Source organism: Streptomyces sp. NPDC051136 (genome assembly GCF_044455745.1).
In the GTDB taxonomy this organism is placed as follows: Bacteria; Actinomycetota; Actinomycetes; order Streptomycetales; family Streptomycetaceae; genus Streptomyces.
On the sequence record NZ_JBITFE010000008.1, the window covers coordinates 1 to 14,338 of the forward strand.

Annotated in this window: 11 protein-coding genes; 7 read left to right on the top strand and 4 right to left on the bottom strand. The window is 74.8% G+C overall.

Annotated elements, in window-relative coordinates; genetic code table 11:
• Nucleotides 1-171 precede the first annotated feature (171 nt).
• Together ACIBCJ_RS22945 and ACIBCJ_RS22950 are read left to right on the top strand one after the other, a co-directional pair.
• Nucleotides 172-414, top strand: coding sequence for a hypothetical protein (locus ACIBCJ_RS22945; RefSeq protein WP_362093052.1), 243 nt, complete (start codon nt 172-174; stop codon nt 412-414).
• Between the two features lie 67 nt (nt 415-481).
• Entirely contained in the window at nt 482-1,126 is a 645-nt protein-coding gene (locus ACIBCJ_RS22950) for a TIGR04222 domain-containing membrane protein (protein ID WP_362093050.1), read from the top strand.
• Nucleotides 1,127-1,240: 114 nt separating this feature from the next.
• On the opposite strand, the gene gcl is transcribed toward ACIBCJ_RS22950, so the two are convergent.
• Nucleotides 1,241-3,025, bottom strand: coding sequence for a glyoxylate carboligase (gcl, locus tag ACIBCJ_RS22955; RefSeq protein ID WP_362093047.1), 1,785 nt, complete (start codon nt 3,023-3,025; stop codon nt 1,241-1,243).
• A 147-nt stretch (nt 3,026-3,172) separates the two neighbouring features.
• On the opposite strand from gcl, the gene ACIBCJ_RS22960 reads away from it, so the two are divergent.
• A complete protein-coding gene (locus ACIBCJ_RS22960; protein ID WP_365978271.1) occupies nt 3,173-3,859 on the top strand; it encodes a hypothetical protein in 687 nt (228 codons plus the stop codon).
• 40 nt (nt 3,860-3,899) lie between these two features.
• On the opposite strand, the gene lbuL is transcribed toward ACIBCJ_RS22960, so the two are convergent.
• Nucleotides 3,900-5,522, bottom strand: a complete 1,623-nt coding sequence (gene lbuL / locus ACIBCJ_RS22965) for a linear/branched/unsaturated fatty acid:CoA ligase LbuL (RefSeq protein ID WP_362510273.1) — start codon at nt 5,520-5,522, stop codon at nt 3,900-3,902.
• Nucleotides 5,519-7,195, bottom strand: a complete 1,677-nt coding sequence (gene ibuL / locus ACIBCJ_RS22970) for an isobutyrate:CoA ligase IbuL (protein ID WP_362093038.1) — start codon at nt 7,193-7,195, stop codon at nt 5,519-5,521. Before ibuL ends, lbuL begins: the two co-directional genes overlap by 4 nt.
• Before the next feature lie 123 nt (nt 7,196-7,318).
• On the opposite strand from ibuL, the gene ACIBCJ_RS22975 reads away from it, so the two are divergent.
• Nucleotides 7,319-8,167: a helix-turn-helix transcriptional regulator gene (locus ACIBCJ_RS22975; RefSeq protein ID WP_362510276.1), complete on the top strand. Its 849-nt coding sequence runs from the start codon at nt 7,319-7,321 to the stop codon at nt 8,165-8,167.
• Between the two features lie 148 nt (nt 8,168-8,315).
• Entirely contained in the window at nt 8,316-11,147 is a 2,832-nt protein-coding gene (locus ACIBCJ_RS22980; protein ID WP_362093032.1) for a LuxR family transcriptional regulator, read from the top strand.
• Nucleotides 11,148-11,541: 394 nt separating this feature from the next.
• Here ACIBCJ_RS22980 and ACIBCJ_RS22985 read toward each other — a convergent pair whose 3' ends face one another.
• Entirely contained in the window at nt 11,542-12,648 is a 1,107-nt protein-coding gene (locus ACIBCJ_RS22985; RefSeq protein WP_365978272.1) for a winged helix DNA-binding domain-containing protein, read from the bottom strand.
• Between the two features lie 265 nt (nt 12,649-12,913).
• Here ACIBCJ_RS22985 and ACIBCJ_RS22990 point away from each other — a divergent pair, with 265 nt between their 5' ends.
• Nucleotides 12,914-13,906 carry a polysaccharide pyruvyl transferase family protein gene (locus ACIBCJ_RS22990; protein ID WP_365978273.1) on the top strand — a complete coding sequence of 331 codons (993 nt, stop codon included), beginning with the start codon at nt 12,914-12,916 and terminating at the stop codon, nt 13,904-13,906.
• 108 nt (nt 13,907-14,014) lie between these two features.
• On the top strand, nt 14,015-14,326 hold the full coding sequence (locus ACIBCJ_RS22995; protein ID WP_362093023.1) for a DUF3040 domain-containing protein: 312 nt from the start codon (nt 14,015-14,017) through the stop codon (nt 14,324-14,326).
• Nucleotides 14,327-14,338: the final 12 nt, after the last annotated feature.

Consider the following 14,338-nt stretch of genomic DNA (forward strand, 5'->3'; position numbering starts at 1 on the left):
CCCCCCCCCCCCCCCCCCCCCCCCCCCCCCCCCCCCCCCCCCCCCCCCCCCCCCCCCCCCCCCCCCCCCCCCCCCCCCCCCCCCCCCCCCCCCCCGCGTCCGCGGCGTTGCTCCGCGGGCCCGGGGGCCTGCCGGGGTGCGGATCGCCCGGCCGCGCAGCAGCCTGGAGACATGGCAACGGCACACCCGTCCGGGCACCCGCACATCGTCGTCCACTCCCCCGCCCTCGACGGCTCCCGTCGGGTCACCTCCGGCGCGGAGACCCTGGGCGTCGCCTCGCACCTCGACGACGTCGCCGAACTGCTGCGCCTGGCCGACCTCTACGTGACGGACGTCGAGGACAGCGACCTCGTGGAGTGGCAGGGCGGCGGGCCGGAGGACTGGCCCGGGCTGCACGAGCACCACGCGGACTGAGCGCGCGTAGGAGACCCGCCCAGCGGGCACAACCCGGGCACAGCACGGGGCGCACGGGGGTGGTGTCGTGGACGGTGGCACGGAGATCGGGTGGGAGCCGCACCAGGTGGCGCTGCTGGGCGGCGGTCCGCCGGCCGCCGTGACGGTGGCGCTGGTCGCCCTGCACCTGCTGGGCGCCGTAGAGAGCGGCCCGCGCAGGACGCTGTGCGCGGCGGGTCCCGAGCCGGACGGGCTGGGACCGTTCGAGGGGACCGTCCTGGACTGTCTGCACGAGCCGCTCACCGCCCGGGAGCTGGTCCGGCACCCGGACGTGCGCCTCGCCCTGGCCCTGACGCGCATCCCGCTGGCCGAGGACGGGCTGCTGGGCCATCCCTGGCTCAGGCCGACCCGCGGCGCCCGGCGGCGCGTGGCGTTCTGGCGGGAACGGCACCCGCTGCCGGCGGTCCGGCACGGGCTGACGGACGGCGACACGCTGCTCGCGGTCGCCCTGCACGGCGATGCCGCGCTGCGTCTGCTGCTGCCGCGCTTCGCGCTGCGGACCGGGCTCGTCGATCCGGGCGGGCCGGCCGAGGGGGTGCGTTTCTCGCTGGGCCGCGGCAGGTTCCTGAGGTGGCGCGACGAGTACGAGGACTCGGTCTCCGGCGACTGGGGCGGTAGCGGCCACGGGGACCACGCGGGGGGCTGCGGCTCGGGGGGCGGGGGCTCGGACTGAGCGCACGGACGCGTACCGCGTACACCGGTGCATGACGTACGCACGCCGAGAGCGGCCCGCCCCCCGGGGGGGACGGACCGCTCTCGGCGTTCAGCGCGCTCGGCGCAGGGTGCGTCAGGCCTTCAGGGGCTTGATCGCGGTCGGGGCGTGGCCCGGCTCGGTCGCCAGCTCCTCGAACTCGACGACGTTGCTGATGTCGTTGGTGCCGGACATGGAGATGTTGGTGACGCGCTCCAGGATCGCCTCGACGACGACCGGCACCCGGTGCTCGGCGGCGAGCTTCTTGGCCTGCTCCAGGGCGGTGCCCAGCTCGGCGGGGTCGGTCACCCGGATCGCCTTGCAGCCCAGGCCCTCGGCGACCTTGACGTGGTCGACGCCGTAGACGCCCAGCTCGGGCGAGTTGATGTTCTCGAACTCCAGGTTGACCTGGAAGTCGATCTCGAACGCCCGCTGCGCCTGGCGGATCAGGCCCAGGTAGGAGTTGTTCACCAGGACGTGGACGTAGGGGATCTTGTGCTGGGCGCCGACGGCCAGTTCCTCCAGCATGAACTGGAAGTCGTAGTCGCCGGAGAGCGCCACGACCTGGGCGTCGGGGTCGGCCTTGGCGACGCCGAGGGCGGCCGGGACGGTCCAGCCGAGCGGTCCCGCCTGGCCGCAGTTGATCCAGTGCCGCGGGCGGTAGACGTGCAGCATCTGGGCGCCGGCGATCTGGGAGAGGCCGATGGTGGAGACGTACCGGGTCTCCGGGCCGAAGGCCTTGTTCATCTCCTCGTAGACGCGCTGCGGCTTGATCGGGATGTCGTCGAAGTGCGTACGGCGCTGGAGGCTCGCCTTGCGCTCCTGCGCGGAGGCCGCCCACGCGGAGCGGTCGGGCAGCCTGCCGGCCGCCTTCAGCTCCTTGGCCACCTCGACGAACAGCTCCAGGGCGGCCTTGGCGTCGGAGGCGATGCCGTAGTCCGGGGCGAAGATCTTGCCGATCTGGGTCGGCTCGACGTCGACGTGGACGAACTTCCGCCCGGCGGTGTAGACGTCCAGCTTGCCGGTGTGGCGGTTGGCCCAGCGGTTGCCGATGCCGAGGACGAAGTCGGACTCCAGGAAGGTCGCGTTGCCGTAGCGGTGCGAGGTCTGGAGGCCGACCATGCCGGCGTTCAGCTCGTGGTCGTCGGGCAGGATGCCCCAGCCCATCAGGGTCGGCACGACCGGGGTGCCGGTCAGCTCGGCGAACTCCACCAGCAGGTCGGCGGCGTCGGCGTTGATGACACCGCCGCCGGCCACGAGCAGCGGGCGCTCGGCGGCGTTGAGCAGGCCGATGGCCTTCTCGATCTGCGCGCGGGTGGCGGTGGGCCGGTAGACCGGCAGCGGCGCGTAGGTCTCCGGGTCGAACTCGATCTCGGTGAGCTGGACGTCGATCGGCAGGTCGATGAGGACCGGGCCGGGGCGGCCGGAACGCATCAGGTGGAACGCCTGCTGGAAGACGCCGGGGACCTGCGCGGCCTCCAGGACGGTGACGGCCATCTTGGTGACCGGCTTGGCGATCGAGGCGATGTCGACGGCCTGGAAGTCCTCCTTGTGGATCACCGCGGTCGGCGCCTGGCCGGTGATGCACAGGATCGGGATCGAATCGCCGATCGCCGAGTACAGGCCGGTGATCATGTCGGTGCCGGCCGGGCCCGAGGTGCCGATGCAGACACCGATGTTGCCGGGGTTGGTCCGGGTGTAGCCCTCGGCCATGTGCGAGGCGCCCTCGACATGGCGGGCGAGGGTGTGCTGGACGCCGCCGGACGCCTTGAGCGCCGCGTAGAAGGGGTTGATCGCCGCGCCCGGCACACCGAACGCGTCGGTGACACCCTCGCGCTTGAGAATCTCAACTGCCGCTCGGGCAGCGGTCATACGAGCCATCGAGTACTCCTGCTCCGGCTGTCGGATTCGCACTCCCGTCGCGCCCCGCGGTGAGCTTCTTCCGTAGCAACTTCCGTATAGCGAAATTTGTTTTCTACGATCTGGAAGTAATGTAAGTGGGCAGCCGGAGGCCGTCAAGAGAGGACGATGGGGGTCATGTCCGGGACCATCTCGGTGTGCTGCACCGCCTGCGGGCGCCGGCACCGCTACACGGCACCGTCGTATCCCTGCGCCTGCGGGGCGCCCGTCGCCCCGGAGCTGGATCCGCTCGGGGCCGCCACCGAGGTCACCCACCGGGCGTGGGACGAGGAGTGGATCGGGTTGCGCTGCGCGGCCTGCGGGGCCGAGAGCCACTGGCCGCGGCCGGAGCTGGGCTGCCCGTGCGGGACGGTGCTGTGCGTGCCGGTGGACCCGGTGGCGACGGGCCGGGCCGGGCGCGTCCCCGGGTCACGGGTCCCGGCGCACCGGGCCGTCCCGATCCGCACCGCCCGCGACGCGGTCACCGCCGCCGTCCTGTATCTGCGGGGGCTGGGTCACCGGAACGTGCGCCGCGCCGACCAGCGGCCCCTGTCCGGCATCGGCCTGGCCGCGCCCGGCATCGTCGTCCAGGTGGATCCGACGGCGGGCCCCGTCTCGGCGCGGGACGTGGAGTGCCTGTGGCTGACGGCCATGGCGGAGTCGGCGCGGGGCGTCCACTTCTCGCTGGCCGGGTACGCCGAGGAGGCCCGAGCCCGCGCCGACCTGCTGGACGTGCCGCTCTTCGTGCTCGACCCGACGGGAGTACCGCGTCCGGTCAACGCGCCGGCCGTGGCGCTGGACGCCACGGCCGGCTGAGTCGTCGCGGCCGGCTGAGTCGTCGCGGCCGGCGCGGTCGCTACGGGCGGGCGTACCGCTCCCGCAGCTCCACCTTGCGCACCTTCCCCGAGACGGTCATCGGGAAGGAGTCCAGGAGCTGGAGGCGGCTGGGCACCTTGTAGTGCGCGAGCCGTCCGTCGCAGTAGGCGCGCAGCTCCTCCAGGGTGAGCGGGTCGGCGGCGTCGCGCGCGACGACGCAGGCCAGCACCTCTTCGCCGTAGCGCTCGTGCGGTACGCCGACGACCTGGACGTCCGCGATCTTCGGGTGGGCGTACAGGAACTCCTCCACCTCGCGCGGGTAGATGTTCTCGCCGCCGCGGATGATCATGTCCTTGATCCGGCCGACGATCTCCACGTACCCGTCCTCGCGCATCACCGCGAGGTCCCCGGTGTGCATCCAGCGGCCCGGGTCGACGGCCTCGGCGGTCTTCTCCGGCTCCTCCCAGTAGCCGAGCATCACGCTGTAGCCGCGGGTGCACAGTTCACCCGCCTCGCCGCGGGGCACGGTCACGCCGGTGACCGGGTCGACGACCTTCACCTCGATGTGGGGCAGGACGCGGCCGACGGTACCGGTGCGGTGTTCGAGGTCGTCGTCCATGCGGGTCTGGAGGGACACCGGGGAGGTCTCGGTCATGCCGTAGCAGATGGAGACCTGCTCCATGTGCATCTCGGCGACCACCCGCTTCATCACCTCCACCGGGCAGGGCGAGCCCGCCATGATGCCGGTGCGCAGGGAGGTGAGGTCGTAGGAGGCGAAGCCGGGCAGGTTCAGCTCGGCGATGAACATGGTCGGGACCCCGTACAGGGACGTGCACCGCTCGCGCTGCACGGCCTCCAGCGTCGCCGCCGGTTCGAAGGACGGGGCGGGGATGACGATGCAGGCGCCGTGGGAGGTGGCGCCCAGGTTGCCCATGACCATGCCGAAGCAGTGGTAGAAGGGCACCGGCAGGCATACCCGGTCCTGCTCCGTGTAGCCGACCGTGCGGCCCACCCAGTAGCCGTTGTTGAGGATGTTGTGGTGGGAGAGGGTGGCGCCCTTGGGGAAGCCGGTGGTGCCGGAGGTGTACTGGATGTTGACCGGGTCGTCGCAGCTCAGCTCGGCGGCGAGCGCGTCGACCCGCTCCCGCGGCACGGAGGCGGCGCCCGCCGTGAATGCGTCCCAGGACGGGTCGCCGATGTAGACGGTCTCGCGCAGCGCCGGGCACCGGCCGCGGACCTGCTCCACGATCGCCCGGTAGTCGCTGCTCTTGTGGGCGAGCGAGGCGACCAGCAGGGTGATGCCGGACTGCTTGAGCACGTACTCCAGCTCGTGCGCCCGGTAGGCCGGGTTGACGTTCACCATGATGACGCCGATGCGGGCGGTGGCGTACTGGACGAGGACCCACTCCGGGCAGTTGACCGCCCAGACGCCGACCCGGTCGCCCTTGGTGACGCCCTTGGCGAGCAGTCCGCGTGCCACCTCGTCGACGGCGGCGCCGAACTCGGCGTAGGTCCAGCGCCGTCCGGACGGGACGTCGACGAGGGCCTCGCGGCCCGGGTGGGCGGCGATCGCGCGGTCGAGGTCGGCGCCGATGGTGTCGCCGAGCAGCGGGGAGGTGCTGGTGCCGTGGGCGTAGGACGGCTGGGCCGAGGGCGCGGTCACCGGAAGTCCTCCTCGCGGTACTCGTCGGCGGAGCCGGCCGCCGTGGCCTCGCGCAGTTCGATGCGGCGGATCTTGCCGGAGACGGTCTTGGGCAGTTCGCCGAACTCCAGGCGGCGTACCCGCTTGTACGGGGCGAGGGTCTGGCGGGAGTGCTCGAAGAGCACCTTCGCGGTGTCCGGGCCGGGCTCCCAGCCGGCCGCGAGCACGATGTACGCCTTCGGCACCGCCAGACGCAGTGCGTCCGGGGCGGGCACCACCGCGGCCTCGGCGACCGCCTCGTGCTCCAGCAGGGCGCTCTCCAGCTCGAACGGGCTGATCTTGTAGTCGGAGGCCTTGAACACGTCGTCGGCCCGGCCGACGTAGGTCAGGTAGCCGTCCTCGTCGCGCGCGCCGATGTCACCGGTGCGGTAGTAGCCGCCGGCCATCGCCTCGGCCGTGCGGTCCGGGTCGCCGTGGTAGCCGGTCATCAGGCCGACGGGACGCGCGGACAGGTCGAGGGCGATCTCCCCCTCGTCGGCGCCGGGCGCACCGGTCACCGGGTCGAGGAGTTCGACGCGGTAGCCGGGGCTCGGACGGCCCATCGAGCCGGTCTTCAGCAGCTGGCCGGGGCTGTTGGACACCTGGACGGCGGTCTCGGTCTGGCCGAAGCCGTCCCGGACGGTCCTGCCCCACAGGCGGCGGACCTGCTCGATCACCTCGGGGTTGAGCGGCTCGCCGGCGGCGACGACCTCGCGCGGCGGGGTGGCGAGCCGGGTGAGGTCGGCCTGGACGAGCATCCGCCACACGGTCGGCGGGGCGCAGAAGGTGGTCACCCCGGCCCGGTCCATCTCGGCCATCAGGCGGCCCGCGTCGAAGCGGGTGTAGTTGTACAGGAAGACGGTCGCCTCGGCGTTCCACGGCGCGAACAGGTTCGACCAGGCGTGCTTGGCCCAGCCCGGCGAGGAGATGTTCAGGTGCACGTCGCCGGGGGTCAGGCCGATCCAGTACATGGTCGCCAGGTGTCCCACGGGGTAGGACACGTGGGTGTGCTCGACGAGCTTGGGGCGGGCGGTGGTGCCGGAGGTGAAGTACAGCATCAGCGGGTCGTCGGCGGCGGTCGGGCCGTCCGGCACGAACCCGTCGGAGGCCGAGTACACGTCCTCGTAGGGCCGCCAGCCGGGTGCGGGCGCAGCGCCGCCGACCGCGACGCGCGTGTAGTCGCCGGGCACGTCGTCGAACTTGCCGGTGTCCTCGGAGCGCGCGATCACGTGCCTCACCCGGCCGCGGTCGACCCGGTCGCGCAGGTCGGCGGGTCCGAGCAGGGGGGTGGCCGGGATGACCACCGCGCGCAGCTTCATCGCGGCCAGCGCGGTCTCCCACAGCTCCACCTGGTTGCCGAGCATCACCAGGATGCGGTCCTCCGGGCCGACGCCCCACTCGCGCAGGCGGTTCGCGACGCGGTCGGAGCGGGCGGACATCTCGGCGAAGGAGACCCGGACCTCCCGGCCGTCCTCCTCGACGATGTGCAGGGCGGTGCGCCCGTTGCCGTCGGCGATCACGTCGAACCAGTCCAGCGCCCAGTTGAAGTGGTCGGGGCGGGGCCACCGGAACCCCTCGTAGGCGGCGGGGTAGTCCTCGCGGTGCTCCAGCAGGAAGTCCCGTGCGCTGCGGAACAGCTCCGTGGCCGTCGTCATCTGTCCTCCTCGGTGCCGGACCTTGCCGGGCGGCTCCGTGCCATCGTCTAATCCGTGATGTGGGTCTCACTACCCCCGAACGGGGGTGGGCGTCCCGCGGCGGTCGCGAGGGAGGCGGAACGAGTGGCGGTGGACGCGGCGGACGCGGCGCAGATCCGCAGCGCGCTGGTACGGCTGCGGCGCACGACCGGGCTGCCCGTCGCCTTCGGCGGTCTGGTGGAGCCCGGGCGGCGCCGGGTGCGCATCAGCGAGCTGAGCGGCACGGCCACGACCGCGCTGAGCGCGCTGGCCGTGACGGCGGGCAACGGGCTGGGCGGCCGGGCGGTGGCACTGTCGCGGCCGTGCGCCGTGACCGACTACTCCGTCTCCCGGCAGATCAGCCACGAGTACGACCTGCCCGTCGCCGCCGAGGGCCTGCGCTCGGTCCTCGCGGTGCCGGTCGTGGTACGGCGCCGGGTGCGAGGAGTGCTGTACGGCGCCCTGCGCACCGCCGAGCCGCTGGGCGACCGCACGCTGAGCGCGGCCGTGGCGGCGGCGCGGGACGTGGAGCAGGCACTGGTGCTGCGCGACGAGGCGGACGGCCTGCTGGCGACGGCCGCGCCCCCGCCGGCGCGGCCGGCCGCGCACGGTCCGGCGGACGGTGCGTCCTGGGAGCAGGTGCGCGAGGCGCACGCCGCGCTGCGGGCGCTGGCGCCCAGGATCGCGGACCCGGCACTGCGCGACGAGCTGCTGCGGGCGTGCGGTCTGCTGGCGGCCGGGGACGGGCCCCTCCCCGGGCCCCGGCTGGCGCCGCGGGAGGTGGACGTACTGGCCTGCGTGGCCGCGGGCGCGACGAACGGGGCGGCGGCCGAGCGGCTCGGGGTGGGTCCGGAGACGGTCAAGGGGTATCTGCGCTCGGCGATGCGCAAGCTGGGCGCCCACACCCGCACGGAGGCCGTCGCGGCGGCCCGCAGAACGGGGTGGCTGCCGTAGGACGCGAGCCGGGTCGCGCATGTCGCGGCGGTGTTTGATTCCGGTGCCCCGTTGTCTGTTGTCCGGCTCACCTCGTCGCATCTCCGTCATGCGATGCCTCGGTGCCTAATATTGGCCCGGACACGACACACGGAGGGGAGCGGTCACCGTGCCACGGGACTTCGCGGAGACTGCCGGAAGCCGCTCCGACCTGGTCATCGGGCGGGAGGACTCGTTCGACGCGGCGCGTGAGCAACTCTCCCGGGGCGGCAGTGTGCTGCTGCACGGACCCGCCGGAATCGGGAAGTCGACGGTCCTGCGCACCCTGGCCGCGGAATACGCCCGCACGTCGCACACCGTGTTGCGCTGCTCGGCCACCGAGTCCGAATCCCACCTTCCCTTCCTCGCCCTCGCCGATCTGCTGGGCCTGGTCCTCGACGAGGTCTCCCCCGCCCTGCCCGCCGCCCAGCGCACCGCGCTGGAGGCGGCGCTCACCGGGCGCGGCGAGTCCACCCTCCGGCGCGACGGTCTCGCGCTGCGGCTGGCCGTCCTGTCCGCGCTGCGCGCCCTCGCCGCCGAGGGCCCCGTACTCGTCGTCGCCGACGACCTCCAGTGGCTCGACCCGGCCAGCGCGGAGCTCCTCGGCTTCGCCGCCCGCCGCCTGGGCGACACCCCGGTGCGTCTGCTGTGCGCGGTGCGCACCGAGGGTCCGGAGAGCGAGGACGCCGAGTACGACCGGCATCTGCGCGCCTCGCCGCCGGACACCCGCGCGGTGCGCCTGGGGCCGCTGACCCGCGCCCAGGTCGCGACGCTGCTGGACGGGCGCGGCTACGCGGGCCTGCCCCGTTCCACGGTCCGCGACATCCACCGCACCAGCGGCGGCAACCCGCTGTTCGCCCTGGAGCTGGGCCGCGCCCTGGCCGAGAGCCCGGCCGCACCCCGGCCGGGCGAGCCGCTGCCGGTGCCGACCTCGCTGCGCGCCTTGGTCCTGTCCCGCCTGGAGATGCTGTCGGACGAGGCGCGCCGCACCCTCCTGGTGGCCAGCGCCGGCGCCCGCCCCACCCCGGCCCTGCTGCACGCGGCCGGCCGGGAGAACGCCGAGGCGGAGACCGCGCAGGCGGCGGCGCTCGGGCTGCTCGCGCCCGACCCGGACGGACCGACACTGCGGTTCGCGCATCCGCTGATCTCGGCCGCGCTGTACGCCGAGGCCCCGGCGCCGGAGCGGCGGGCGGCGCACGCGGCGCTCTCCACGGCCGCGTCCGACCCGATCGAACGCGCCCGGCACCTGGCACTGGCCACCACCGGCACCGACCCGCGGGTGGCGGCCCGGCTGGCGGAGGCCGCGGCGCTGGCCCGGGACCGCGGGGCGCCGTCGGTGGCCGCCTCGCTGGGGCTGCTCGCCGCCCGCCACACCCCGCCGGACGGCACACCGGGCCCGGACGAGCGCCGGCTCACGGCGGCCGAGGACGCGATCACCGCGGGCGAGCAGGACCTCGCCCGGGACGTGGCCCGTGAGGTGCTGACCCGGGCCACCGAGCCCGGCGAGCGGGTACGGGCCTGGATGGCGGTGATCGAGGCGGCCGGGCAGGCCATCGGCGAGGTCGACGCCGTCTTCCCGCAGGCGCTGGCCGACGCGGGTGACGACCCGCGGCTGCTCGCCCTGGTCCACTACCAGTTGGCCTGGCGCTCCCTCGTGGTGCAGGGCGACTTCGCCCAGGGCCGCGAGGAGGCCGCGCACGCGGCCCGGCTGGCGGCGCGGGCCGGGGACCGGAGCACCGAACTGCTCGCGCTGGCGTTCCAGGCGCAGTCTGAGACGCTGATGGGCCACCCGGACGCCGAGGCGACCATCCGGCGGGCGCTACAGGAGCCGCAGGACCCGCGGGTGGCGTGCCACCACAACGGGGCGGGCTCCTCCCGGTTCCGCTGGCTGGTGATGAGCGACCGGCTGGCCGAGGCGCGCACCGCCGTCACCGCGCTGCTGCGCGAGGTGCGCCGGCGCGGCATGGCCGAGAGCGAGGTCCACTACCTGCGGTTCCTCGCCGAGACCGAACTGCACGCGGGCCACTGCGGGCGGGCCCTCGAACTGGCCCGGGAGAGCCTGACCCTGGCCCGCGACGCGGGTATCGGCGAGGGCGCGGGCGTGATGCTGGCGGCACTCGCCGAGGCCGCGGGCGGCGATCCGGACCGGGCGCTGGAGCTGGCGCGGGAGGCGGTGCGGCGGACGGAGGAGGACGGCGACGCCGTGTACCTGTCGCGGGCGCTGGCCGCGCTCGGTCACGCCCACCTGGTGGCGGGCGACGCGGCGGCGGCCGTGCGGGCGCTGCGGCGGGTGCGGGAGCTGGAGGCCGGGGCGGGCATCACCGACCCGGCGCGCGGCCGCTGGCAGGCTGACCTCGCGGAGGCGCTGGTGCGCATCGGGGAGCCGGCCGAGGCGATGGACGTCGTCGAGGTCACCCGGGCGGACGCGCTGCGGCTGGGGCGCGGGAGCGTGCTCGCCGTGCTCGACCGGGCGGAGGCGCTGGTGCGGGCGGCGCGGGGCGAACACCGGGCGGCCGTGACCCGGCTGACGTCGGCGCGGGATCGGCTGGCCGCGCTGGGGTTCGGTCTTGAGGAGGCCCGGACGGTCCTCGCGCTGGCCGAGCTGCACGCCGAACGGGCCGGGCGGGCCCCGGAGTCGGCGTCGTACGACGAGGCGGCGCGGTTGTTCCGGCGGTGCCGGGCGCTGCCCTGGCTGCGGCGGGTGGAGGCGGCCGCCGCGGCACGGGCGGACGGACCGCCGCCGGTGCCGGACGCCGAGCCGGACGGTCTCGCGGGGCTCGCCCCGATGGAGCGCCAGGTGGCCGCGCTCGTCATGGAAGGCGCGACCAACCGGGAGATCGCCACCCGGCTGTTCGTCAGCGTCAAGACCGTCGAGGCGACGCTGACCCGGGTGTACCGCAAGCTCGGGATCCGGTCCCGGGTCGACATCGTCCGGCTGGCGGCGGGCCGGCGTCCGGACTGAGCACGGCCGCTCCGGCCCCTCCGCAACCGTCGGGTTTACCGGCGGTACACCGAGGGTTTTCCCTGCCCGAGGCCCTTAGGGGGTTCCCTCATTGGGCGGTCCGGACCACCGGTTCTAGCGTGAACACGTGCCGCTCGCCCGGGCATACGGGGGTCTGTCCCGAGACTCCCGTCCAACCCCCCACGCCCGGGCGACCCCCCACCGGCAACCACTTGAGGAGACTCATGCCCCGGTTCACCCGCTCCAGACCGGCCGCCCCTTGATCCCCTGAGCATCCCTCAGGCGCAAGACCGGGGAGCGTTGCGAGCCTCCACGAGCGGCCCGCAACGCTCCCTCTCCACGTCTGCTCCGTCTCCGCGTCCCGGCCTCCCCCCGCCGCCTCCCCGCCGCCTCCTCAGCCGCGTACCGTCCCGAAGCGGATGTCGTACGCGGCGTCGCCGTGCATCGCGGCGAGCATCCGCCCGCCCTCGGCCACGACCTCCTCCCGCCGGCTCTTCGAGAGGGTGTCGAAGGGCTCGACGACCAGGTCGCCGTCGTCGAGCTTCCACAGCCCGGCCACGAAGCCGTCGACGAGCAGGACGCGGAAGGCCTGGTTCTTCCGCCAGGTCCGGCCCTTGTGCGCGGGCGGGACGAGGCGGCTGCGGTCGGCGTGGGAGAGGAGCAGGTTGTCGAACTCGGGCAGGAAACGCGGCGGGGCCGGGGTGTCCGGGTCGGGGCGGGGTGCGTCGGGAAGGTCGAAGAGCTCGGTGCCGGCCGGGTCCCGGAAGGTGACCAGGCGCGGCCGCAGCCGTTCGAAGGTGTCCCGGAGCCGGGTCAGACCCGCCCAGGTCTGCATGTCCTTCACCGACGCCGGCCCGAACGCGGCGAGGTAGCGCAGCACGGTGTCGTCGGGTGCCGGGGCGGGCCGCGCGGGGCGTCCGAGCCAGTGCTCGGCGGTGGTGAGCGTGACCTGACCGCTCCTGCCCCACAGTCCGCGCGGCGTCACCTGTACGAGCGGGAGCCGGCAGCGGGCGGCGACGGAGAGGGCCTGCGGGTCGGCGTCGGGCCACTCGGCGAGGAGGGCCTCGCGCAACTGGCCCAGGGTGCGCGGCTCCTCCTCGACCAGTGCGCGGGCGAGGACCGCGAGCCGGTCCAGGTCGACACCGGTCAGGTGCTTGCGGAAGGCGTTCAGCTCCCGGTCCCTGGCGGCCTGCACCAGGGGCCGCAGGGTGAGGCAGTCGTCGGCGGTGTGGGTGTGGATGGTCGAGCGCAGGGTGACGAGCCGGGCGACGCGCCGGTCGGCCATGGGCGCGGAGAGGTGCTCGGGGGTGAAGCCGTCGAGGCGGGCGGCGAGCGCGTAGTACGGCGGCTTGACGGCCTGCGCCTGGAGACCGAGGAGATGCGCGACGGCGGCCTCGGCGGACATCCTCGCGGGGCGCAGCAGCAACTGCCGTTCCAGGGTGGCGCGGTTGAGGGCCCGGACACCGAGGACGGGGGCCGTCGTTCCTGCCTTGGTCGTCATACGGGCACGGTACCGGGACCACGACGGGCGCAACGGCGGTGCGGTTCGGCAAGCCGGGGGTCCCGGTGCGGGTCCGCGCGGTGCGGGTCCGCGCGGTGCAGGCCCTCGCGGTGCAGGCCCCCGCGGTGCGGGTCCGCGCGGTGCAGGCCCCCGCGGTGCGGGTCCGCCGCTGCCCCGGCATTCTCCGTTCCTTCGACTCCGGGCCGTCGCGCGTGGTCGTCCCGCCGGTGGTTGCCCGGTCGCCGGTGGGGCACCCGGAGGCACTGTGCACACACGGGACAGAATCCTGGTGACCGGCTGGTTCAGCTTCCTGCACGGGGAGGCGACGGCCGGGGACGTGCTGGCGCTGGCCCGCGTGGAGCGGGTGCTGCGGGACGCGGGGCTGGCCTACGACGTCGTGTGGAGCCCCGGTTTCCGGGCCGACGGCACGCACTTCGCGGATGTGGACCCGGCGGCGTACACGCGGCTGGTGTTCGTGTGCGGGCCGGTGCACGGGGCGCAGGTCGAGGAGGTGCACCGGCGGTTCGCGCACTGCGTGCGGATCGCGGTCGGCGTCTCCGTGGTCGACCCGGACTCCCCCGCCGTCACCGGCTTCCACCGGGTGCTGGCCCGGGACCCCGCCGGCACCGGCCCCGGGCTGGACCTCGCGGCCCGCGCTCCGGCGCTCCCGGCGGTGCCCGTCGTCGGGGTGGTGCTCACCCGCGGGCAGCACGAGTACGGGGGGCGGCGACGGCACGAGGAGGTCGCCGCCGTGCTGACGCGCTGGCTGGGCGGCCGGGACTGTGCCCGGCTGGAGCTGGAGACCCGGCTGGACGCCCAGGACTGGCGGCTGTGCGGCACCCCGGCCCAGCTGGAGGCGGTACTGTCCCGGCTCGACCTGGTCGTCACCGACCGGCTGCACGGGCTGGTCCTCGCGCTGCGGGCCGGGGTCCCGGTGCTGGCGGTGGACCCGGTCGAGGGCGGTGCGAAGGTGACGGCGCAGGCCCGAGCCTGCGGCTGGCCCGCCCTGCTGCCCGCCGAACGGCTCGTCCGGACACCGGGCCGGGCGGCGGCCGAGGCTCAGCTGCGGCGCTGGTGGGACTGGTGCCTGGCCGACGGACGGGTGGAGGCGGCACGGATCGGGGCGGCGTTCGGGGCGGCCGACTCGGCGCCGGCCGCGTGGCCGGACGGCGCGGACGGCCTGGTGGAAGCGTTGCGGGCGGGCGCCGGGGGTCCGGACGGGGCGAAGACGGGGCGACCCGGACGGCCGGGCGGTTAGCCGCAGGGCGGTTGGCGCGGGCGGTACGGGTGCGGCGCGAGGCGGGCGGGTTGGCGCGGGGCGGTGGGGGCACTCGGCGGTGGTCGGTCCGCACCAGGAGGAGACATCGTGTCCATCGGCCGGCTCCCCGATCACGAGCAGCGCATACTCGACGAGATCGAACGCGCCCTGCGCCTCGACCGCCGCCTCGACCGCCGTCTGCGCACGCTGCGGGTCCGCCGCTGCCCCGACCCGGCCCGGCCGGCGGCCCACCGCCCGCGCGCCGTGACCGTTCTCCTGCTGCTCGCCGTGTCGGTGTCGCTGATGGTCGTCGGCATCGTCTCGTCCGCGCCCGGGGTGATCTGGGCGTTCGCCGGTGTGTGGCCGGTGACGCTGTTCGCGGCGTTCCGGCTGCTGTGCCGCTGGACGGAGGGCGGGTAGCCCGCTCGCGGG

Bases quoted from the DNA above. Each gene is read 5' to 3' on its own strand.
- ACIBCJ_RS22945 (WP_362093052.1), top strand. From the start codon at position 172: ATGGCAACGGCACACCCGTCCGGGCACCCGCACATCGTCGTCCACTCC.
- gcl (WP_362093047.1), bottom strand. From the start codon at position 3,025: ATGGCTCGTATGACCGCTGCCCGAGCGGCAGTTGAGATTCTCAAGCGC.
- ACIBCJ_RS22960 (WP_365978271.1), top strand. From the start codon at position 3,173: ATGGGGGTCATGTCCGGGACCATCTCGGTGTGCTGCACCGCCTGCGGG.
- ibuL (WP_362093038.1), bottom strand. From the start codon at position 7,195: ATGACGACGGCCACGGAGCTGTTCCGCAGCGCACGGGACTTCCTGCTG.
- ACIBCJ_RS22985 (WP_365978272.1), bottom strand. From the start codon at position 12,648: ATGACGACCAAGGCAGGAACGACGGCCCCCGTCCTCGGTGTCCGGGCC.